This window comes from Ruegeria sp. AD9 (assembly GCF_056542305.1).
Genome location: NZ_JBQFZP010000027.1, coordinates 1 through 22,545 on the forward strand (window position 1 = coordinate 1; position 22,545 = coordinate 22,545).

13 protein-coding genes are annotated in these 22,545 nt (G+C 52.3%); 10 read left to right on the top strand and 3 right to left on the bottom strand.

The window, feature by feature from the left end; translation table 11 throughout:
• Positions 1–239 precede the first annotated feature (239 nt).
• Positions 240–698 (top strand): hypothetical protein, encoded by a 459-nt coding sequence (locus ACR0AM_RS20470; protein ID WP_480474019.1) that lies wholly within the window; start codon positions 240–242, stop codon positions 696–698.
• 190 nt (positions 699–888) lie between these two features.
• On the opposite strand, the gene ACR0AM_RS20475 is transcribed toward ACR0AM_RS20470, so the two are convergent.
• A complete protein-coding gene (locus ACR0AM_RS20475) occupies positions 889–2,457 on the bottom strand; it encodes a tannase/feruloyl esterase family alpha/beta hydrolase (RefSeq protein ID WP_480607850.1) in 1,569 nt (522 codons plus the stop codon).
• 118 nt (positions 2,458–2,575) lie between these two features.
• Here ACR0AM_RS20475 and ACR0AM_RS20480 point away from each other — a divergent pair, with 118 nt between their 5' ends.
• From ACR0AM_RS20480 to ACR0AM_RS20490, 3 genes are all read left to right on the top strand, one after another.
• Complete coding sequence (locus ACR0AM_RS20480) at positions 2,576–3,313, top strand: efflux RND transporter periplasmic adaptor subunit (protein ID WP_480623878.1); 738 nt, start codon at positions 2,576–2,578, stop codon at positions 3,311–3,313.
• Positions 3,267–4,118, top strand: a complete 852-nt coding sequence (locus ACR0AM_RS20485) for a glutathione S-transferase family protein (protein WP_480623879.1) — start codon at positions 3,267–3,269, stop codon at positions 4,116–4,118. Before ACR0AM_RS20480 ends, ACR0AM_RS20485 begins: the two co-directional genes overlap by 47 nt.
• A gap of 222 nt (positions 4,119–4,340) precedes the next feature.
• Positions 4,341–5,390, top strand: a complete 1,050-nt coding sequence (locus ACR0AM_RS20490; protein ID WP_170620853.1) for a GFA family protein — start codon at positions 4,341–4,343, stop codon at positions 5,388–5,390.
• Positions 5,391–5,562: 172 nt separating this feature from the next.
• Here the strand turns inward: ACR0AM_RS20490 and ACR0AM_RS20495 are convergent, their stop codons facing one another.
• Entirely contained in the window at positions 5,563–6,426 is an 864-nt protein-coding gene (locus ACR0AM_RS20495) for an alpha/beta fold hydrolase (RefSeq protein WP_170620852.1), read from the bottom strand.
• A gap of 208 nt (positions 6,427–6,634) precedes the next feature.
• Between ACR0AM_RS20495 and ACR0AM_RS20500 the strand changes: the two genes are divergently transcribed.
• A complete protein-coding gene (locus ACR0AM_RS20500; RefSeq protein WP_170620851.1) occupies positions 6,635–7,594 on the top strand; it encodes an alpha/beta fold hydrolase in 960 nt (319 codons plus the stop codon).
• Positions 7,595–7,821: 227 nt separating this feature from the next.
• Here ACR0AM_RS20500 and ACR0AM_RS20505 read toward each other — a convergent pair whose 3' ends face one another.
• Positions 7,822–9,546, bottom strand: coding sequence for an adenylate/guanylate cyclase domain-containing protein (locus ACR0AM_RS20505; RefSeq protein ID WP_170620850.1), 1,725 nt, complete (start codon positions 9,544–9,546; stop codon positions 7,822–7,824).
• Positions 9,547–10,003: 457 nt separating this feature from the next.
• Between ACR0AM_RS20505 and ACR0AM_RS20510 the strand changes: the two genes are divergently transcribed.
• The 5 genes from ACR0AM_RS20510 to ACR0AM_RS20530 all read left to right on the top strand — a co-directional run bounded on the left by ACR0AM_RS20510 (position 10,004) and on the right by ACR0AM_RS20530 (position 22,542).
• A complete protein-coding gene (locus ACR0AM_RS20510; protein ID WP_214646784.1) occupies positions 10,004–10,831 on the top strand; it encodes a sulfotransferase domain-containing protein in 828 nt (275 codons plus the stop codon).
• A gap of 348 nt (positions 10,832–11,179) precedes the next feature.
• Entirely contained in the window at positions 11,180–12,160 is a 981-nt protein-coding gene (locus tag ACR0AM_RS20515) for a nuclear transport factor 2 family protein (protein ID WP_480607865.1), read from the top strand.
• 143 nt (positions 12,161–12,303) lie between these two features.
• Positions 12,304–13,257, top strand: coding sequence for an ornithine cyclodeaminase family protein (locus tag ACR0AM_RS20520; RefSeq protein ID WP_480623880.1), 954 nt, complete (start codon positions 12,304–12,306; stop codon positions 13,255–13,257).
• A gap of 146 nt (positions 13,258–13,403) precedes the next feature.
• Complete coding sequence (locus tag ACR0AM_RS20525; RefSeq protein WP_170556818.1) at positions 13,404–15,164, top strand: adenylate/guanylate cyclase domain-containing protein; 1,761 nt, start codon at positions 13,404–13,406, stop codon at positions 15,162–15,164.
• 499 nt (positions 15,165–15,663) lie between these two features.
• Positions 15,664–22,542: a GAF domain-containing protein gene (locus ACR0AM_RS20530; RefSeq protein ID WP_480474017.1), complete on the top strand. Its 6,879-nt coding sequence runs from the start codon at positions 15,664–15,666 to the stop codon at positions 22,540–22,542.
• Positions 22,543–22,545 lie beyond the last annotated feature (3 nt).

A 22,545-nucleotide genomic window follows, 5' to 3' on the forward strand; every position in this document is an offset into this window, starting at 1 on the left:
CTCGGTCCCATCATGGCTGATCCCTCCCTTTAGGAAGAATTGAATCAGCAACTTACCAACCGATCAAGCCCGAGTTTTTCAACAAAATAAGCCCAAAGCGGACCTTCATCACTAAGCTTTGCAATCTCTGAGATGCGGGACGAAGCTGACTTTTCAGGTCCGGCTATGCGTTCCTTTCCTAGCAATAAATTTCGTAGTCTCTATCATGCTGGTTTTGCCCCACTGTCGAAGGAAACAACATGTTGCGTTCAATGCTTATCCCCGCAGTTCTCTTTGCGCCTCATTGTCTGACTGCTGCAGAGAAAGTGTCGGCAACGAACTTCTATGTCGTCAACCAAGAGCAAATTTCCGCGGGCGAGGACGTGTTCTGGAAAGAGGACAACTATGGGACTTATACCGTTGACGAGGGACCAATCGATCCTGGTTTTGTCCGGTGCGTGGGCTCGGGTTTCGGCGGACCCAGCGGTGTCAGCGGCGGTGGCGTCTGTGTTTATGGTGAAGAAGAGGACACGTTCACCATGAGATGGGAGGTTGTTGCCTTCGGCGTCAACAACTGGCGGATTGTTTCCTCCACCGGCAAATATTCGGGGATGACTGGAAGTGGAACGACCAAAACACGTGTGGCGTCAAAACTCCTGGCGCTACCGCACCGTATTTCTGACTGGGAAGGCGAGGTTGCCTTGCCCGCTAGGGATTGAAACTCGAACTGAAATGGTCGGGGATGATGCTGATTTGAAAGGTTGGCAAAGCCCGCATTGGGCTTGTTGTCGCCTTTCGTTACTTTTCACATTAATGACCGGTGGCAGCCCAAACCGGACATTCAAAACAAGACTGTGCAACTGCCGAGATACGGGACTAAGCCGACTTTCGGTGTTTACCTGTATCAACTCAGTTGCCTGCGTCACAGTTGAAACTCGCAGGGTCCCGGGGGTCGCCACGACCGTCATATTGGGCAACACTTGGATAGGCGCAAACGGGTCGGCCACCGGCTGGCTGAGCGCTGTCATCCAGCCAAAGGGCCGTAATGTGATCAGGCGCTTCTCCGGTTTCCGCCCACTTGTCGATCTCAACCAGAAAATTGACCCAGGAGGGCCCGGGACCGCCAAAGCAGTGCTCTACGCCGGGCATCATGAACAGGCGAATTTCGTCGGCTGCACTTGGATCATGAGCCAGAACGTCTTCGTAATAACCGACCATTGCAAGGCCCGATTGCGCGTTGTCGGACCAACCGGAATACAGCAGCATCTTGCCACCACGAGCGCGGTAGGCGGACAAATCCGGGTTTGTCGCATTCAGAGTCTCCGCAGCCGCGGCAGAATCCTGTGCATAGGTGCCGAAATCGAAGTTCACATAGGTCCAATTGGGATCGTGATAGACGAAATTCTGCATAATGCCGTTGCCAAAGCTGAAAAAAGCGCTCGGCGATACAGGTTCTTCAAATCCACCTGATCCGACGCCCTGCTGGAAGCTCCCATCATCGTCCTGATACTTCATGCCACCTGTCAACCAGCGGCTCCAACCTCCCTCGGCTGTTTCGCCGCCAAATGGGAAACCGTAATACATTCTGTCGCCATCGGAGTTCTTGGGGCCGTCATAGACCGCCTTGAACGCAGCAACTTCTCTGGCGCTCAGACAGTCTTCGGAAATGTCGCCTTCGCATTGCAGGCTGGCCACGTCAAACCCGCACTTCCGGGGGTCATTGAGGATGCCATCCTCGAGCCCATCCAGCCCATCGCAGACCGCCAGATATGAACTCTCGACCAACGCCTGAGCTTCTGGCCCAATGACAGCCTCTTCGATATTGTTTGGGTCTGGGTACATCGCCTGGTTGATCTGAGTTGCCTGCACGGCAATTCCCGTCCAGTCAACCGCATAGGCGCCAGCCGCAACCGCGTCAAAATCTTCTGGGTAACGCATAGCGGACATTATTGCCTGTCCACCGCCCCGGGAGCACCCGGTAAAGTAGCTGCGAGCAATTGGTTTTTCATAAAAAGCCTTGGTCAGGGCCTTGGCTGTGACTGCTGTTCGATGAACTGCCAGATGTCCGAAATTGACCAGCGCCTCGAGGTCGTTGAGGGCCCAACTGGCGTCGGCTGGATGCCCCTGATGTCCTGTGTCAGTGCCGACAGTGGCGTAACCCAATTGAAGTGAGCCATCGATAAGGGAGGTATTCATCACGGAACCGACGAATCCGCCTCCACCGCCCATGACAAATTTGCCGTTCCAATTTTCCGGTAGCAGGAGTTCGAAATTGATCTTGCCACCAATCACACCGGAAACTTTGCAATGTGGCGCAGGAGCGGACACTTCTGCGACCGAAGCAATTGAAACATCGGGGAGCTCAGGCAGGGTCTGGTTCGCACATATTGGCCGGGCATGGGACGGGCATCCAATTGCCGACGCGCCCAATACAGCGCAAGCCACAAGTTGGTATGCTTTAGTAACCTTTGTGTTCATTGCGCTTCCCCCTCAACGGAATAACGAGTTTTGCCCCAAAGCTTTTGGCTAGCTTCCGATTTATGTTAGGTCATAGACTGGTCACCGGATACCCACCTTTGTCAGGAGACTTAGAATTTTGAACGCCCGTATTTTGCTCGCCTTGTTTGTGATTTTCCCCGCGTTGGCTCTCGCTCAAAGCGTGGACAAACTTGGTGACAAGTTGGCCGACCTGCGATTTGAGGGGCGTATTGAAGCCAGCATGCGATCTCAGGTCGCCAATTCTGTAAATGGCTTTCTGACCGATATCCATTTCACAAAGGGAGACCGCGTCGAGGCTGGCCAATTGCTCTTCTCGTTGAGCAGTGTGGTGTATGAACATCAGGTAAATGCCGCCCAGGCTCTCTTGGACAGGCGGCAGATTGAGTTGGCCCAAGCCGAGGCAAATGTCGAGCGTGTCAGCAAGCTCGAAGACAGGGGAACCGCGACGCAAGTGCAGCTAGAGGATGCGTCGACGCGGCTCGCGCTTGCAAAGGTCGCCGTTGACGAGGCGCGGATTGGGCTGGATCTTCGAAAGCTAGAGTTGGCCAGTACAACGATTAATGCACCTATTACGGGGTACATCGACTCGCCGCGCCTGACCCGCGGTGCCTATCTCAAAACCGAGACTGGAAAGCCGCTTGCGGAAATTGTTCAGGTTGACCCAGCGCTGGTTTCGTTTGCGCACCCATATGACTCTTTGCTGGAGTTACACCATGTCGCCCCGGAGCGCATCGAAGAGTATCTGGATCGTTTCGCTGTTCACGTGACGTTGCCGACAGGAGAACGCTATGAGCAGACCGGAAAAGTGGCCTTCACTGGCCCATCTTTGGATTGATACCATGACTGGGAAACACATCGTCTATCATATCCCCGTCTGTCCCTTCTCGCAGCGACTGGAAATCCTACTGGCGTTGCGCGGACTGACGGATGCCGTGGAATTTCGTGTCGTAGACATCACCAAGCCGCGCGATCCCGAATTGCTGGCCAAGACCCGAGGTACGACAGCCTTGCCCGTGCTGGAAACCAGCGACGGCCGCATATTAAAAGAAAGCCTCGTGATCCTGCGCTATCTTGATGAGGCTCTACCAGGTGCTCCATTGCGCCGCAGTGATCCTGCCGAGCACGCCATTGAGTCGATGCTGATCGCCCGCGAAGGACCGTTCACAATGGCAGGCTATCTCTTTGTCATGAATCAGGATCAGGCGCGCCGAGATGAGCACTTGAATAAACTCCTCGCGCTCTATCGAGACCTTGATGATTTCTTGGCTCATCATAGTCCGACTGGCCCGTTCCTGTTCGATGACTTCGGTTTGGCAGAGGCTGTTTTTACCCCGATGTTCAAGCGGTTTTGGTTCCTTGACTACTACGAAGGGTTCAAACTACCCGTTGGCAAAGACTATGACCGGGTACGAGCGTGGCGTGATGCATGCATGGCGCATCCAGAAACATCGCAGGTGACTGAAGAAGAGATCGTCAAACTCTACTACGACTACGCGCTCGGGGCTGGAAACGGCGCCCTACCTGACGGTCGCAGCGTTTCAAGTTTCACCTTCGAACCGCCTTGGCAATCGAGACCCATGCCCCCAAGGGAAAAATATGCAGCGACAGCCACCGACAAAGAGCTGGGACTTGTCGCCTGACCATGGAGTAGATAGCCAACACCGGACATTTGTGCGCTGTGCGGCATCGAACAAATTGGACTCGTGTTGCCGTTCTCCGCAGCAAGTATGATTGGCTGGTCGCAGCACTGAAGGATCTTTCAAAACTGGAAATAACACCTCAGCTACCGTGGCTCGCTGCGACCGATTTTATGCTAAAGTAAGCAGGCACCATTTGGAGATTTTTAGCTCGGAGCAACGGAGATGGAACGCAAATTAGCGGCCATTCTGGCCACCGATATAGTCGGTTTCGCAGGATTGGTATCACGTGATGAAAGCGGAACATTAGCTAAGTTGGTTCGACTAGAACGTGAAATCATCGGCATGCAGGTGGAAGCAAACCGGGGTCGTGTTTTTAAGTCTACTGGCGATGGGTTTTTGGCTGAGTTCTCAAGTGTCTTTGAGGCGGTCAATTGTGCAATCAACATTCAAAGAGCCTGCGCACGCGAAGCACGTCAGTCGAACAGTGACGAACCTCTCATCTTACGCGTCGGCGTTTCTCTCGGTGATGTCGTTGTACACGGCGACGATATTCTCGGAGACGGCGTAAACACTGCCGCGCGGCTTGAGGCAATAGCAGAACCAGGTGGAATCGCGGTTTCAGGAGAAGTAATGGCGCAAATAGCGGGCAAGATAGATCTTCCGCTGGCGGATTGTGGTCACAAAAGACTCAAGAGCACTGATACTCCAATACATGTCTACATGACCGTTTCAGAACCCGGAGAGGAAGGGGGTTTTCTGGATTTTGATGAAGATGAATTGGCCAAAACCTTAGTGACAGGTGGCTGCATCTGTGGGTTGGTCCGGTATGAAATAAACGCACCCGCCATAAGCACAGGGTATTGCCATTGTAGTTGTTGCAGAAAATTTTCTGGTTCAGCAGTTAATGCATGGGCGGCCTTTCCCGCTTCTGCTGTTCGATTTCTCACCGAGGAACCTCGATACTTCGCAACTACGCCGATAGCAAATCGTGGCTTTTGTGCCAGATGCGGGGCAAGCCTAACTTATAAGCTCGTGAAGCCACGAGAAACGGCCTATCTGGTCCTGCATACTTCGAGCCTCGACCAACCAGAAAACTTTGCTCCTTCAGTCCACTCTGGAATAGAAAGCAAAATGCCTTGGTTTGATATTTTGGATGATTTGCCGCGGACAAGATCTTCAGACTCCAGAGTTTTGCAAGAAGCATGGTCAAGTGTCGGTCTACCAGACCCTGAAACTTGGGGACCTTTGGCTAAGCCGCCTGTAGTGTTTTAGTGATCGAGCGATTTCTGCTTTATCCGCAAAGAGAACATTCCTAGCGTTTGAGAAAATGACAACATCGAGCCCAATGCGGGCACCCATAAGACGTTAGCGAGGCTGCACAGCGACCGACCGCTCGGAGTCCAGATCGGTCGGTCGTTTTTTCTAGATTTCCAGTGTCCCCGGCTCATGATCTACTGATCGGCTTGATGTCCATTGAAGCCATGTCGCGGCGGTCAACAGTTCTAATATGCGACAGCACCTCCATCTCGAAACTTTCCTTGAAGGTAAAAGGACCCAAATGGCCAGCACCTTTCAGAACCTTTAGTTCAACAAGCTTGCCTTGGGATGCCAGAAGTTCTGCGATGCGCTTTGTGTGCACATGCGTCTGCGATCCGCGAATGATCGTAGAGGGAACTCCCTCAGAAAGAATGTATTCTGGGTCAGGTTCTTTCAGAAGCGCATCGAAATCGCTTGGGGCTTTGTGAACCCAATCAATCATAGCGCACCTGCGTTCACGACTCAGGGCTTGCCAAGAGCCAAGTCCTCCCCAAAAATCAGTGAAAACCTGTGCGCTAAACTCTTCGCATCCCTCTTCTATGCCCGTTCGTATTGCGTTTGTGAGGCTAACAATCTCGGAATACAATAAACCGTCAGTCAACTCTCCGGCTTTCAGTAGGCTGAACAAAGTTGGTTCATAGAGACAAAGTGATCGAACAAGGTCGGGTCGAGCTCTGGCGATATGCAAAGCCAGCGCTCCTCCATACGAGTGTCCAATCAAGTGAGCGGGCCTGCCAAGCTTCTCTATCTCAGTGATAATCGAAGCAGCTTCGTTTTCCAATGTGAACGGCCCGTCCGGGATTTTATGACCCCTAGACAGGGTTCCTATTAGGTCGGGTGCTATTGTTTTGGTTTCTTCGCTCATCCGGGCAAACAGATTGCGCCACTGGCTTCCGTCAGCGCCGGAACAATGTAGCCCTACGCAGGGAGCAGGCGATATTTGGGACCAGCACGGCCAAGCGTGTAATGATGCGTCAAATTGCTTATTCATGTGATGACCTCCAATCTGAGTTTCACAATGGTGTCACTCATCTGGCCTTCAACCTATCGGACACATGTCCCGGCTAGACTCATACCGACGGGAAATTGATGGGACATTTGCCCCAAATTGACTAAAAAAAGACATGCGAACCGTTAGATACACTTCTTCAAGCGATGGTACGTCGCTGGCGTGGAGCAAATCCGGAAACGGCCTACCAATGGTAAAGGCGGCTAACTGGCTCACGCATCTCAGTTATGATCTAGACAGTCCAATTTGGTCTCACTGGATCGAATTGCTAGAAAGTCAATTCACCCTTGTTCGATATGATGAGCGAGGCTGCGGATTATCTGACAAACGAGTTGAGAATCTGGGTATTGATTACTGGGTTGATGATCTCGAAGCTGTTATCGACGCCGCTGAAATAGACGAACCAATTTATCTTCTGGGTATTTCTCAGGGCGCTGCGACTTCTATCGCGTATTCGCTGAGGTATCCCGGTAGAGTCGCCGGGATGGTACTCGTTGGAGGCTATGCAAGGGGCAGCAACCACCGCGGATCGGTTGCCGCCAAAAACTACAAGACTGTTATCGATGTATTTCGCCTGGGTTGGGAGAATGACAACCCTGCGTTTCAAGATGTATTTACATCAAGATTTCTTCCTGGTGCGCCGCCCGAACAACGCTCTTGGTTTACAGAGCTTTGCCAAAAGACCGTTTTGCCTGAGACAGGGGCCGACCTGCTTATGGCGCGCGCTGACGTTAATGTTGAAAGTCTATTGCCAGAGGTTTCAGTTCCAACACTGGTGATCCATTCAAGGAACGATCAGGTTATTCCGTTTGAAGAAGGGCAACGTCTCGCTCAGAAAATTCCCGAAGCGACAATGTCTGCTTTAGAAGGAAAAAATCACATTATTCAACGCGATGAACCTGCCTGGCGCGCTTTTTCCAAGAGCTTGCTTGAATTTACATCTTCCGGTCAAACGACGGACTTTAACGATTTGACAAAGCGCGAGCAGGACGTGCTGAGACTAATCTGCCAAGCAATGAGTGGTAAAGAAATTGCTAGAAGTCTTCAAATGAGTGAAAAAACCGTTCGAAACCACACAAGTAAAATCTACGCCAAACTTGAACTGCAAAACAGACAGCATGCAATTCGCACGTATGGGCATCTTTTCTGATTAGAGCATGAAACTGCAAACCTATTAATCTGATCTAACGTGGCAATGGCAGCTTTGTCCGCAGAGCAATCGTTCACGCCGAGCGCCGCGAAGGTTCGATTGCCGCTCGCCGCTATTCACTTCAACGACTGTTCGCAGACCAAATTGGGCATTCTTCCAGCGGCAAAAATATGTTTCCACATGTTGCATGCTTGCTATGACTTGCCGCTGGTCTACAACTGGTGTCGTCAATCAGGAATGCCTGCGGCTGCCAGCATTTTATAGTAGGCGTCATAGATTTCTGGTTTTGCGATAGAGATACGAGCGCGCATATGCCGGAACATTGAAACGCTAAAATCGGGTTCCCGCGACATGTGAATACGTGCGAGTTCTCTAGCTCGGCTCTCATTGCCGAGAGCCATTTCCGCCACAAGTTCGTTCAGGCGAAAGACAGTCACAGTATTATGAAATGCACGCATTTTTTGGGCGGTTTCTCTTAGATCGCGCCAGTTCCCTTCCGCGATTTGCGACAGGCTGATACCCATCTGGACACGGTAGTTTAGTGGGTCATTCGGGTTAAGTCGGAGCGCCTCCCTGGCATGTGCCTGTGCCGTCTGTGCTTGGCCCATCAGGCCATGCAGTACGCAACTGGATCCCCAGGCTGAAACGCAATTTGGGCTTCTCTCGACGACTTGATCCACAAGTGACAAACCGTACTCTGTATCCTCCGACAGAAACGCGAGTACGTAACCGGCATATGCTTGCGCCTCTAGGTCAAGATGTGATGCCGCCAGAGCCTCATGTGCCAGCTGAATTGCGTAATCAAATCGGGCCTCGTTTGGACGCGTATCCGGGTTCCATAGCAAAGTGCGGATCCAGCCTCGAAGAGCGCTTGCCAATGGGTACTCACTTGAGAGTGAAAGAGCTTTTGACAAATGGTCGTCTGCTTCAGTGAAATTGAACCTGTAGATCAAGGACTGCGCACGTAGGAAGTGATCATAGGCTCCAAGGGTGTCAGGGCGCTTGTGAGCAGCACGGTCTATTTCAGCTTGTCTGATACCTGGCGCAATCGAAGCAACGACAGCCTCGGTAATCTGGTCCTGAAGCTCGAAAACATCATCGAGCTTGCCATCGTATCGATCCGCCCAAACATGAGACCCGGTTTCCGCATCAATCAGCTGACCCGTGACACGCAACCGGTCACCAGCGCCGCGAACGGACCCTTCCAATATGTAGCGGACACCAAGCTCTCGGCCGATACGACGCACATCAACCGAAAGCCCTTTGTAAGAAAAAGAAGAGTTTCGGGCGACCACGAATATCCAGGGCACTCTGGATAAGCTGGTGATGATGTCTTCGGTAATACCTTCCGCAAAGTAATCCTGTTCAGCGTCAGGCGACAGATTGTCAAAAGCCAACACCGCCACTGAAGGCCTGTCAGGACGGGATTGAGTTAACGGGGATTCAGTAGCAAATGCTGTTTGTACCAAGTAAGCAGTTACAGGGCGTGTGATATTCTTCAGATATTGCGGCCCCAATTCGGTGAACGATACATCCACCTTACCCACAAGGTCTTCGTAAACCCGACCTGAAACGATGATCCCTCCGGGAGGAGCAAGACCTTCCAGCCGGGCCGCGATGTTGACGCCGTCACCAAGAACATCACCGTCGTCATCAAAAACATCGCCCGCATGAATTCCCATCCGGAATTGCATTTCCGGACTTTGCCCGCGCGCCCCGTTCCGCTCAGCCATCTGACGTTGCATCGTTTCCGCACATGCCAGCGCATCTACAACCGAGGAAAACTCTGCAAGAAAACCGTCACCAGTTCTTTTGAATAGGCGTCCGCCATTCAGGCCGACATGCGGCTCCAGCGCCCTAAAGTGGCCCCTATATGTGTGCAATGCGGCTTCCTCGTTAGCACTGACAAGCGCGCTATAGCCAACAACATCAGCCACGAGTATGGCAGCCAAGTACCGCTCCAAACAAAATCCTCCCGCGTATCCAATGTGAAGGAGTGTCAAAGGGATATTAGGGGTTTCGCGCATAAATCGCGATCATTATTCAATGAACATCAGTGACCGAATAACGACACGCAAGCTTTTTGCTTTTGGGTAAATTAGGCAGAAGCGGACCTCGAAAACCGAACTTTGTAATTTCGACTTTGCACCGCAGCACAGACACTGGAGCAAGGTGCCGCGTATGACTGCCTTGAGGGCAAAACGAGCTTCTAGCCGCGAATGCAAGGTTTTGGCTTGGCACTTTGAAAAGCCTTCATACTCGGGTGCCATCAAAATTCTAGGTTCGGTGCCGCATGCTTGCTATCGTTTCAGTAAGGGTCCATTGGCGGAAATCAGAATGACAATACGGGCGTCTTCAAGAAAGGCATTCGAGTACAGAACACGTCTTACCGACAATCGGATTTGGGACATGTTCGCGCTGCGCCAAGGAGATGTGATTGTTGCAACACCGCCTAAGTGCGGAACAACATGGACACAGGCCCTTGTGCTGTCGCTCTTGTTTGAAAAGCCTGGTATGGACAAGGTCATGGATGATCTGTCGGTTTGGCTCGACCCTGCGTTTCGAGATCAACTCCCTATAGTTCGAATGTTCGAAGCTCAAAACCACAGAAGATGCATCAAGACCCATACGCCTTTTGACGGCATTCCTTTCGATCCAGATTGCACCTACATCGCGGTGTACAGACACCCAATCGACGCACATTTTTCGATGCGCCGACATGTGGCAAACCTGAAGGAAGACCTGATCCAAGACAGGTTCCCGGATAAGCCGACAGCTTCATTCGCACTTTTTGTTGGTGAGACCGTTCGAGAGGAGATGGCCGATGGGATCACCCTTGAGGCCATCGTTCATCACTTCAAGTCCTTCAAGTCAAACATCCAACATCCCAACATACACATTTTCCACTACGCCGATATGCGGCGCGATTTACTCTCTCATACCAGAAAGCTAGCTTCCGTACTCGGGCTCAAAATTGACGATGAAATGTTGGCCGCAATTGCGGAAAGTATGCAATTCGAGAACATGCAAGCTAATGCGCGCGCGAGTGCCAAAGAAAAAACACAACGGTCCACAACCTTCAAAGACCCGTCAGCCTTCTTCGATAGCGCAAGCAGTCGCAAGTGGGAGGGCAAGCTTTCAGACGAAGACCTTCGTGCCTTTCACAAACGTCTTGCAGAGTTGCTTCCGGAAGACGATGCGCGATGGCTTCAGTCTGGCGGAGAGCTTACTGCTTAGGACGTTGCTCGCTGAATAAATTAAGATAGCCGCTCTGGGGTCGTCTCGGCCATCTGGGATTTTTTCCGGATGACCCGTAACCTCGATGAGCGGTCATTCATGGCCAGCGACCGCGGCCAGGGTTTGCGCTTACCAACAACGGCCGTTCGCCGCGGTTTCGTCCGATGTCTCAGATGCGGACAAAGCTGACTATGTCTTTATGGCCGCCCCGGCTTGGCCTACACTGACAGGACCTCAGAAATGGAGATCTCGGGAAAGGTTATGCCATGACACGCTTCAAAAGGAACTGGACGTGCGAAGGTCATATTTTTCGAAGCAGTTATCTGGCCGTCGACGCGACGTTCTGACATGAGAGATACTATAAGCCCCTCACCAGAACTGGCCGCTATAGTGGCACGATGGATCAACGCCTACGGTCGAGGCGATGGTGAGACGGTGGCACATCTTTTTTCTGATGACGCTGCCCTGTCATACTTTGGCTCAGCACAGGGCGAGGCTTGGAAAGGCGATGCGCTACGTCGCGGTATGGAGCAATACATCGGGGAGGTTCCACGGTTCAAGTGGCACGTAGAGGAACTGAGAGGATTTGAATGCGGTTCGCTCGGTTGGGTCGAATGGGAAGCAACTATTGAGGGTATTGAGACAGGACAGTCCGCGCATCTGCGCTCCACAGTTATTCTGAAACTCGACAAAGGATCCTGGAAGATTGTGCATGTTCACAATTCCATACCGGTCAATAACGTAGAGGGGTTTGGGTACGAGGCCAGAGGCTTTGAGGAACTGCTCGATGCCGCCCTCTCTACACCCCACGAACTCGGGCAAAGTGGTATAGCGACCATCATGTTCACCGATATCGCAGACAGCACAAAAATCGCTGAGGCTATAGGAGATACTCTTTGGAGCGACGCCCTCGGAAGACATCTGCGACTTGTCGAAACGCAGATCGTCGGGAGTGGTGGACGTACGGTGAAATCACTGGGAGACGGGGTGATGTCGTCTTTTGCTTCCGCAAGGGCAGCATTGCTGGCAGCCCAGAATATCCAGCAGGCGAACGCGGCGGAAACAAACGAGCCAAAGTTGCGGGTTCGCATCGGCTTGCATACCGGCGAAGTGATTACTTCTGATGCTGATCACTTCGGGACCGTTGTCAACAAGGCCGCACGAATAGCCGCTCTCGCTGCGCCAAGTGATATCCGCGTCTCGGATGCCACACGGATCATGGTGGGCGGATCACAGGATTTTCAGTTTGCCGAGCAAATGACTGTCCCGCTTAAAGGTCTCGAAGGAGAGCATACAATTTTCAAACTCAACTGGCTTGAGACAACTTGAGACCGAAAGCGTCAAAACAGAAATCCCAATGCAACGAATAATGTACTCGAGTGAAGTCCCAATCTGGACACCTAAAGATTTTGCTAACACGCCATTTGATAGCCTAATCGGGAAGCCTGAATGTAAAGCGGAGCGGCGCTAAGATGACTTCTGAAAGCAAAATAACTTATCTTTCTGACGAGGACTTGGAAGGTTTAGGTATCAAACCTTCGGAAGTTGCCGACGCGATTGAATCTGCGCTGATAGCCAAGGCGGGAAAGCAGCTTCATACGTCCCCTAAGACAGCCATATTACCCGGAGACGGGCGGTACGCAATGTCGACCTTGGCGGTGGGAAATGATGGGTTCATCGTGACCAAACAGGTAACGGTGTGTCCAAATAATCCGGACAAGGGGCTCCCTTCGATTAACGGTGCAATCATGGTTATGGACGGGCAAACCGGAGTTCTCCGAGCCGTTTTAGGGGCAAATTGGGTAACGGCTGTCAGAACAGCGGCGATGTCAGTTGTTGCGGCGCGTCGACTTGCTGATCCTACTGCTGAGACAATGGCTTTTGTTGGGGCCGGCGTGCAAGCTCACTCCCATTTGGTTGCGTTTTCCGAGGTTTTCCCCTTGAAGAGCATTCGTGTGTTCGGACGTGGCAAAGCGAATGTCGACAAGCTTTGTCGCCGGGCTCGGGACATGGGCCTCGAGGCCCAAACAGCCGCCAATGCCAAGGACGCCTTGCGTGATGCCGATCTGGTAGTGACATCAATAACTTTGGACTATTCCACCGAACCTTTTCTGGATGCCCGATGGCTAAAGCCGACTGCCTTCGCCGCCATTACAGATGCCTGTGTTCCGTGGCTTCCAGAGGGTATGACCGCCTTCAAAACTGTTATTGTTGACGACCGAAAACAGGAATCTGAAAGCGACAAACCAATGCTGCCATATCATCAAGTAACTGGAGATTTGACGGAAATTGTCTCGGGAGCAGTCGATACCACTTTTAGCGAGAAACCGGCTGCATTCGCTTTCAGAGGGATTTCTTTGGGAGATTACGCCACAGCGGTACTCGCAGTTCGTCGGGCCGCCGAGGTACTAGCTCGACAAAAGTAGGAATCTTTCGGCTTTCGGCTCAGCGCTGCCATTTTCTGCGATGAGCATGATTGACCGCTCGCAGCCCGAAGCGGACATTCTCGAAAGTTGGCACACTACTGCCGAACTTGATAGATTCGAAAAAAGGTTGCTATTGGGAAATGCGCATGACACGCCGACTTGCCGCCATACTTGCCGCCGATATGGTCGGCTACTCACGGCTTATGGCGGCTAACGAGGCGGGAACACTTGCTCGTCTCAAAGACCTACGACGGGACATCATCAATCCAAGTATCGAAAGTGCCGGAGGTGAGATTATCAAGCTTACCGGTGATGGCCTGTTTGCACTTTTTAGCTCGGTCGTTTCTGCCGTTGAGGCCGCAGCGACGCTCCAGAAGGCGCTGCACGCCGCCGAAGCCGAGAGCCCCACCGAAAGCCGGATCAGCTTCCGAATAGGGTTGCACATTGGAGACGTAATCTTGGACGAGGGCGACATTTATGGCGAGGGTGTTAATCTTGCCGCAAGACTCGAAGGCATCGCTGACCCAGGCGGTGTCATACTGTCTGACGACGCATGCCGGCAGGTTCGAGGCAAAATCGAACACGACATCATAGACCTTGGCGAAGTAGCGCTCAAAAACATCTCCGAGCCAGTTCGCGCCTACAAATTGGCGATGGAGGGCAAATCAGATTCCACGCAAAACCAATCTCAACCCACTGACAAACCCTCCATCGCTGTCTTGCCCTTCCAGAACATGTCCAATGATCCAGAACAGGAATACTTCTGTGACGGCGTTTCCGAAGACATCATCACAGAGCTCTCGCGCTTTCCCGAGCTTTTCGTCATCGCCCGCAACTCCTCATTTTCGTTCAGGGGTCGCCCCGTCACCCATATAGATATCGCTCGAGAACTCGGTGTTCGCTACATGCTAGAGGGTAGCCTCCGTCGAGCCCAAAACCGCGTACGCATTACTGCCCAACTCATCGACTGCACAAATGGAGCCCATGTTTGGGCCGAGCGCTACGACCGCACGCTAGACGACATCTTCGCGTTACAGGATGAGATTACACGCAGCGTGGTCGGCGCCATCGCCCCCCAGATATCCATTGCCGAAATAGATCGCGCGTCTGTGGCTCGAGATATCGACTTCAACTCCTACGACCTCTCGCTACGTGCAATGGCGATCTTCTACGCGGGAGGCTTCTACTCTCAGGATAAGTTCGATGAGGTCATATCGGTCTCTGATCGCGCCATTGATCTCGACCCGCGCAACGTCCAGGCCCATTGGATCAAAGCGTTTGCCTACCTGATGCGTTATCTATACCAGTTCGATGAGGACCCCACCGAAAACCTGGGCCTAGCTGATAAAAGCGTTGAACCTCTGTTTCTTGGTGGTCAACTCGACCCGCGCGCCTTATGCGTTCGCGGTATGGTTCGTCATTTCCGTGGAGATTTTGACGGGGCCAACGCCGACTTCAGTTTGGGCTTCACACTGAACCCGAACTTTGCCCGGAACATCTTCTTCATGGCCTGGCATGAATCTTTGGTCGGCCGAACCACACAGGCGCGCGAACATGCCCACCTTGCCCTCCAGCTTTCCCCACGCGACACTGACCTCTGGGTAGGAGACGCCTATCTGGCGCTCGCCCAAGCTGCCTTCGCCGACGCTGATTTTGAAGACGCAATGCGTTGGGGTGAGCACGCCATTCAGATGACGCCGCGTGCGCCGATCCGCCGGGCTCTTATGATCGCCAGTGCCGCCCACCTCGGGCGCGCCGAAGCAGGCCTGCCACATGAGCAGGCGCTGGCGGATTTCGCCCCAGCGTTCCTAGACAGCATTGTCTCCGGAGCTTTGATCCTCTTCCGTCTACCCGAACACAATGCGCTTTTGGTCGAAGGCTTGAAGAAAGCTGGTGTTAAGCCGTAGAGTTGGTCAGGACGCCAAAGCTCGAAACTATCGCAGACAAATCGTGCCAAGGGCCAATCCAATTTTAGCGCAATGTCCTCGAAAGGTTCTAAGCAATCGCTCATTGCTTCAATCGGCGACGACTGTTTCCAGCCCAAAGAAGACATACAACAGCGATGTTTGAGTATTCTGGGAAGTTTAACACAGCTCCTATTTAGGACACCTTTTTGGCAAATAGGGCGGCTTTCTTTTTGACTGTGCGGATCTTCCCAAGGCCACACCATACCGGCATCGCCCGAACCGCATGAAACACGACCCACAAAGAAACTCTGTGACTTCTATCGTATGCCCTCTAAACTCCAGTCTTGTGTGTTTCATTGGTTTGCGTGGGGGGGCACGAACGCAAGTGGGTCGAAAAAAGGTATCAAGAGAGCCTGCTGATTCAGCGTCGTCATCCTCGCAAAGCAGGGGGCTCAGCGCGGATGATCAACAGGCTCGGTTTGAAGCCACCGCGCGGGTTATGCAGGCGATCTCCGAGACCAAGGATGACGTCCAGCCAGTATGCGACCTGATTGTAACGCTGGCAAAAGATCTCTGTGATGCCTTTTTTGCCGGTCTGGTACTCGGGCAAGAAGGGGATGCTCGTCAGCAACTGGTTGCCAGCGTTAATCTACACCCGGATATTCAGCAACTCTGGCTCGACGGCAAATACACGATGGAGCCAGGCAACTCCATTGTGACTGACACTATTCTAAGTGGCGAGACAAAACGTGTTGTCGATATGGGGGACACCGATTTTCATAAATCGGGAGATGAGCGCTTTAAGCTCATTGTCGACACTCATGGGTGCAGGAGCAATCTCTTTGTTCCATTGAAAGTGGGTGGTAGCGCAATCGGATGCCTGATGTTGGCACGGGATGAGGTACGACCTTATTCCGACGATCAGGTGCAGCTGGTTGAAACTTTCGCCGCGCAAGCGGTCATTGCAATTGAAAATGTTCGACAGTTTAGCGAGTTGCAGGTGCGTCTGGCTCGTGAAGGTGCCACGCGTGATGTTCTGGAGACGATCAGTCGGTCTCGGGATGATGAAGCGCCGGTATTTCAGACGATCTTGGAAAACACCGCACGGCTTTGCGAAACAGATGTAGCCACGTTGAGCCTGCTAAATGAGGCAGGAACTCATTTGGAATACGCGGCCCATTTTGGCGATCAATTGGCTACATACAAGGTCGGCGTGGATCGCTGGTCCCTGGACTCAAATTTACAAATTGCCGAGTCCGTGCGGGAAGCGCGCGTCATTCACAATGTCGATTTGCGCCAGACGGAACACTACATCAACGGGGATCCCTGGCGCCGGCAACTGGTTGATGAGGAAGGTGTCCGTTCGTTTCTTACGGTTCCTTTGATGTCGACAAATGGTGACCCAGTAGGCGTCATTGGGATTTACCGGCATGAAGTGCGGCCATTTACTGAAGATGAGATCTCTTTGGTCGAGGGCTTTGCGGCCCAGGCTGTGATTGCAATCGACAACACACGTCAAATGAAAGAGCTGCATACTCAACTGGAACGCCAAGTGGCGACGCAAGAGGTCCTGAGTGTTATCAGCAAAAGCCGGGACAATGACGCACGAGTCTTTGAAGCCGTACTTCAGCAAGCCACGGAAATCTGTGACGCGGATCAGGCGGCGCTGGTTTTGGTCAACGCTGCGGGAACCCATATTCAATTGGCCGGTGCATGGGGGCACGATAGAACCGACGTCGAATTGGGAGAAGAGTGGCCTCTCGATGGTTCGGTTACGGCGGCGGCGGCGATACGAAATTGCAAGGTTGTACGAGTCGAGGACATCGCCGACACTGAGTTCTACCGCTCGGGTGATCCTACTGCTGTTACAATGGTCGAGGTCGAAGGCATCAGGTCACGGGTTGTTGTGCCCTTGATGCAGGGGGAACAAGCGATAGGTGCTATTGCGGTTAGCCGCCGCGAAGTCCGCCCGTTTTCTGATCCCGACGTGCAATTCATCGAAGAGTTCGCCAAACACGCAGTCATAGCGATAGAAAACACGCGCCAATTTCGAGAGGTTCAGGAACGACTTGAGCGCGAAAAAGCATCGCGAGAAATCCTCGAAGTCATAAGCCGTAGCCGCGACGACGAAAGACCTGTATTCCAAAGCATTCTCGAAAACTCCAGCCGTCTGTGCAAAGCGCCACTCGCCTTCTTGTGTATCGCTGATCACGAACGAGGGCTCGCAACGATCCCGGCAAATATTGGCGCAAGAACCGATTTTGACGAAGCGCTGAAAAATTTTGAGGAGCCGTTAACGCGCACTGAATTGATCGCGATCAGACCAATGATCGATGGCCAAGTTATTCGCCAGGATGATATCGCGGATGACCCGCTTTATTTCAAGGACCGAGACCCAAAACGGGTTCAGATGGTTGAGATTGAAGGAGCCCGCTCGGTTCTGGCAGTTCCGTTGATGAAGAACGGCACCGGTCTAGGGGTGATCGTACTATATCGCCGTGAAGTTGCGCCTTTCTCAGATGATGATGTGGCACTGGTCCAAACCTTTGCAGCTCAGGCCGTGATCGCAATGGAAAACGTCCGTCAGTTCCGGGAAGTACAGGACCGGACGGCGGAAGTTACGCAGGCTTTGGAATATCAGACCTCTACATCTGAAGTACTGCGGGTGATTTCGTCGTCGCCAAACGAGCTGGCACCCGTTCTCGATGCTATCCTCAAAGAAGCGTCGCGTATCTGCGAATTGCAGGATGCCTATGTTGCAATGTTGAACCTCGACGATCAGCTTTTTCATGTTCATGCGATACTTACGCAGGACACCACCTTTGCGGAATATGTCAAAGCTCATCCTATTTCGCCTGATGAAAGCGGTGTAAGCGGGCGTTCCATTCTGGCGAAGCGCACAATCTATATCGAAGATGTTGAAAAGGATTCTTCTTATACTTGGATGGAAGAAAGCGGCGTCGGTGAATACCGATCCGTGCTCGGAGTGCCGTTGATCAAGAACGGCGATGTCGTAGGTGTCATTTCAATCGGGTCCCCCGAGGTATCGGGGTTTTCTACCAAGCAGATACAGTTGCTGGAAACTTTTGCAGATCAAGCCACTATCGCCATTACGAATGCGAGTCTTTTCCGCGAGGTCGAGGAACGCACTGCGGAAGTAGTTCAATCGCTTGAATACCAGACGGCCACATCTGATGTGTTGTCGGTCATTTCGCGATCCCCAAACGAGCTGGAACCGGTGCTTGAGGAAGTCTTGAGGGTTGCAAGCCGAATCTGTGAACCAAAATACGCCGCGATTTCGATCCTCAATCCAGAGGATAGTCTATACCACACTGATATCACGCTGGAATTTGACAGTGATTTCATGAGGTTCATAAAAAACAACCCGGTGCCAGCCGGTCATGGAAGCGGTATTGGCCAAACAGCAGCACGAGGAGAAACAGTATATTACAAGGATACCGAAGCTGAAGAATACGAGTGGAAAGAGGCGGCCCGTATCGGAAAATACCGCTCGCTGTTAGGTGTCCCTCTGATCAAGGGCAAAGTAGTAGTCGGTGTTATAGTCCTATGCCACGACAAAGTCGCACCATTCAACGCAAAGCAAATTTCACTCTTAGAGACTTTTGCGGCACAGGCCGTGATTGCGATCAACAACACTCAGTTATTCGAAGAAGTTCAAGCTCGTACCGCCGAAGCTGAAGAGACATTAAAGTACCAGACAGCTACGTCTGAAGTACTAGATGTTATCTCCCGTTCACCCAACGACCTGCCGCCAGTGTTGGACGCCATCCTGGAGGTTGCTTCGCGCATCTGCTCGCCAGAGTACGCATTTTTTGCCATGCGGGATGCAGACGATGGGCTTTATCGTGTCGTGATGTCTCATAACGTAAGCGAGGCATTTCTGAAGTTTCTGACGGATAATCCGATAGCTCCTGAAGAAGGCTCGTGCATCGGGCGAACTGCATTGCATGGAAAGACAGTCTACATAGAAGATACTCGAAACGACCCAACTTACACTTGGAAACAGGCTGCCGAGATAGGCGATTATCTCACCACTCTCGGGGTTCCACTTGTCAAAAATGGTCGCACGCTTGGTGTTATCGTCATGGCGCACAGGCAGGCTTCGGCATTTAGCGCCAAACAGATCAACCTGCTGGAAACCTTTGCTTCGCAGGCTTTGATCGCGATTAACAACACGCAATTATTCGAGGAAGTGCAAAAACGCACCGCCGAAGTTGAGGAGTCTTTGGAGTACCAAAAAGCCACAAGCGAGGTACTCGAAGTTATTTCCCGATCTCCCGACGCATTAGAGCCTGTACTGGAAGCGTTGTTGGCCGTTTCGTCTCGCATCTGCCGCCTACAGGATGCTTTCCTGGCGCTTAAGATGCCCGAAGATGGGAAGTACCACTATTTTGCCGGGCACAATTTGTCTGGAAAATTCGCTGACTTCATAAAAGCGTATCCTTTCGAACCAGGAGAAACATCGGCCACAGCACGTGCCCTTCTGCATGGAAGGGCTGACTATGTAAAGGACACGCAGGCTGACCCCAACTATGACCCACTTCTCAAGTCCAATCTCGAAGGCTATCGATCCGTTCTTTCCGTGCCACTGATACGAGATGGCGAGACAATTGGCGTTATCAGCATGGGGAGTCGAACCACCGCTGCTTTTAACGAGAAGCAAATCAAGCAGATGGAGACATTCGCGTCCCAAGCGATAATAGCAATTCAGAATTCGCAACTCTTCAACGATACTCAAACCGCACTCGCGCGCCAAACGGCAAGTGCGGACGTGTTAAGGGTAATCTCTGAATCCCCAACCGATACCAAACCGGTTTTTGAAAAGATTGTCGCGCTGGCGACGACCCTCATAGATTGCGACCTGTCGATTGCTATTCAGGCGAACAAGACTGAACTTTGGCAAATCGCCGCCGCGACACCCGATGGCGTCGAAGAAATCACATGGACCGAGCGCCTGCCGATTGATCCCGAAGACAATTTGCCGTCCAAGGCAATCAAGAACGGCAAGACCTTGCATTTGCCCGAATGGCGATACGATGAGCTACCCCCGCGCGATCAAGAGATCATCCGCAGGAAAGGGTTCAAGTCTTCGCTGACGGTGCCTCTGATGCGCGGGACGGAATGTTTCGGTGCCTTGGTATTCATCCGAAAAACGGCCAAAGTTTTCAGCGAAAATGAAGTCGCCATTGCCGAGTCTTTCGCTGATCAGGCCATCATCGCGCTGGAAAATGTTCGCCTGTTTAATGAAACTCAGGCTTCCCTGGCACGTCAGACTGCGAGTGCGGACATTCTACGGGTGATCAGCCAATCTCCTGACGACATCAGGCCAGTCTTCGAGGCAATCGCAAAAGCAGGTGTGCGGTTGGTCTCCTCTGATATGGTTGCAGCTATGACCGCGCAAGATAACACGTTCGAGGTGCTTGCGCGGGTTAGTGCAGAAGGTGTTGCTACCCTTGAAGGCAACCAAAGTTTTCCTATCGACCCGGATCCGATGTCCAGCTTTCCCGCGCAGGTTCTGCATGAGAAGAAGATGCTCCATCTACCGGATTGGGATACACTCGAACTCTCACCGTTCGAACAGATTACGTATGACCGGCATGGCGTGCGCGCAGCTTTGTTGCTGCCACTTATGAAAGGCAAGGCGTGTCTGGGTGTGTTGGTGTTCGCTCGAAAATCAGCCGGCGCTTTCACCAAAGATGAGATCGACCTCGCCTACTCATTTGCAGATCAGGCGGTGATTGCCATCGAAAACGTGCGTCTGTTCCGTGAGGCCGAAGAGGCGCGAAAGGTTGCTGAAGAAGCAAACGAAGCAAAAAGCGCCTTCCTGGCGACGATGTCCCACGAAATTCGAACGCCAATGAACGCCGTAATCGGTATGAGCGGGCTGTTGATGGACACAGAGTTGGACGCAGAACAAAGTGACTATGCCAATACCATCCGCGATAGCGGCGATGCGCTGTTGGGCATCATCAACGAGATCCTCGACTTCTCGAAAATTGAAGCCGGGCAGATGGATATCGAAAACCATCCGTTCGACCTGCGCGAATGCATAGAAAGCGCCCTCGATTTAGTCAGCGGTAAAGCTGCCGAGAAACAGCTCGATTTGGCTTATGAGTTCGATGACACACTGCCCCTGGCGATTAGCGCAGATCTGACCAGATTGCGGCAAATTCTGCTGAATCTCCTTTCTAACGCAGTGAAGTTTACCGAAAGCGGCGAAGTGGTTCTGTCTGTTGAACAATCCGCCGAGGTGCAGGGATCGCTCGAACTGACGTTCAAAGTCCGAGATACTGGAATCGGCCTGTCCCAAAAGGGCATGAGCCGATTATTTCAATCTTTCAGTCAGGCAGATAGTTCCACGACCAGAAAATATGGCGGCACTGGTCTGGGTCTTGCGATCTCGAAACGCCTCGCCGAACTTATGGGTGGGACCATGTGGGCTGAAAGCCATGGCGAGGGGAGCGGTTCCACCTTTGTTTTCAAAATCCAGGCAAAACCTGCAAAGCCAGTTAAGTCTTCTTCCCGCAATCTTGTCGGCGTTCAGCCTGAACTCGAAGGCAAGCGAATTTTGATGGTGGACGACAATGCCACCAATCGTAAAATCCTCGCTCTTCAAACTGAGAAATGGGGCACGCAGACCACGACGCGTGAATCTCCGTCAGAGGCGCTGAGCATACTTGAACAAGGCGTCGAGTTCGATTTGGCCATTCTCGACATGCATATGCCCGAAATGGATGGAGCAGATCTCGCCAAAAAGGTTCGCGCCAAGAAGCCGGGTTTGCCACTAATCCTTTTCAGTTCACTTGGCCCGCGCGAAGTAGATCTGGAGGAAGGGCTCTTTGCTGCCAACCTTGCCAAACCTTTGCGCCAATCCCACCTGTTCGATACCTTGGTTACATTGTTCGCGACTGAAAAAGTACGAGTAAAGCCGTCCAAACTACAGGACAAACCCCAAACAGATCCGGATATGGCAACGCGACATCCACTGCGAATTTTGCTGGCCGAGGACAATTTGGTGAACCAGAAACTTGCACTGCGCCTACTGGAGCAGATGGGCTATCGCGCTGATTTGGCCAGCAACGGTGCCGAGGCTGTCGAAAGCGTGAACCGTCAAAAATACGACGTCGTTTTCATGGATGTGCAGATGCCCGAAATGGATGGTTTGGAAGCGTCACGACGTATCAACAAAGCGCTCCCCGAAGGAAGTCGCCCTCGTATAATCGCGATGACCGCGAACGCAATGCAGGGGGACCGTGAGATGTGCCTGGATGCAGGGATGGACGACTATATCACCAAACCGATCCGCGTACCTGTCCTAATCGAAGCCCTGTTAAATTCCCCAAGAATAAGAAGGTGATCC

Excerpts from the sequence above, each read along its gene's own strand:
- ACR0AM_RS20470 (WP_480474019.1), top strand. The coding sequence starts at position 240 with ATGTTGCGTTCAATGCTTATCCCCGCAGTTCTCTTTGCGCCTCATTGT.
- ACR0AM_RS20475 (WP_480607850.1), bottom strand. The coding sequence starts at position 2,457 with ATGAACACAAAGGTTACTAAAGCATACCAACTTGTGGCTTGCGCTGTA.
- ACR0AM_RS20485 (WP_480623879.1), top strand. The coding sequence starts at position 3,267 with ATGAGCAGACCGGAAAAGTGGCCTTCACTGGCCCATCTTTGGATTGAT.
- ACR0AM_RS20490 (WP_170620853.1), top strand. The coding sequence starts at position 4,341 with ATGGAACGCAAATTAGCGGCCATTCTGGCCACCGATATAGTCGGTTTC.
- ACR0AM_RS20495 (WP_170620852.1), bottom strand. The coding sequence starts at position 6,426 with ATGAATAAGCAATTTGACGCATCATTACACGCTTGGCCGTGCTGGTCC.
- ACR0AM_RS20500 (WP_170620851.1), top strand. The coding sequence starts at position 6,635 with ATGGTAAAGGCGGCTAACTGGCTCACGCATCTCAGTTATGATCTAGAC.
- ACR0AM_RS20510 (WP_214646784.1), top strand. The coding sequence starts at position 10,004 with ATGTTCGCGCTGCGCCAAGGAGATGTGATTGTTGCAACACCGCCTAAG.
- ACR0AM_RS20515 (WP_480607865.1), top strand. The coding sequence starts at position 11,180 with ATGAGAGATACTATAAGCCCCTCACCAGAACTGGCCGCTATAGTGGCA.
- ACR0AM_RS20520 (WP_480623880.1), top strand. The coding sequence starts at position 12,304 with ATGACTTCTGAAAGCAAAATAACTTATCTTTCTGACGAGGACTTGGAA.
- ACR0AM_RS20525 (WP_170556818.1), top strand. The coding sequence starts at position 13,404 with ATGACACGCCGACTTGCCGCCATACTTGCCGCCGATATGGTCGGCTAC.
- ACR0AM_RS20530 (WP_480474017.1), top strand. The coding sequence starts at position 15,664 with ATGCAGGCGATCTCCGAGACCAAGGATGACGTCCAGCCAGTATGCGAC.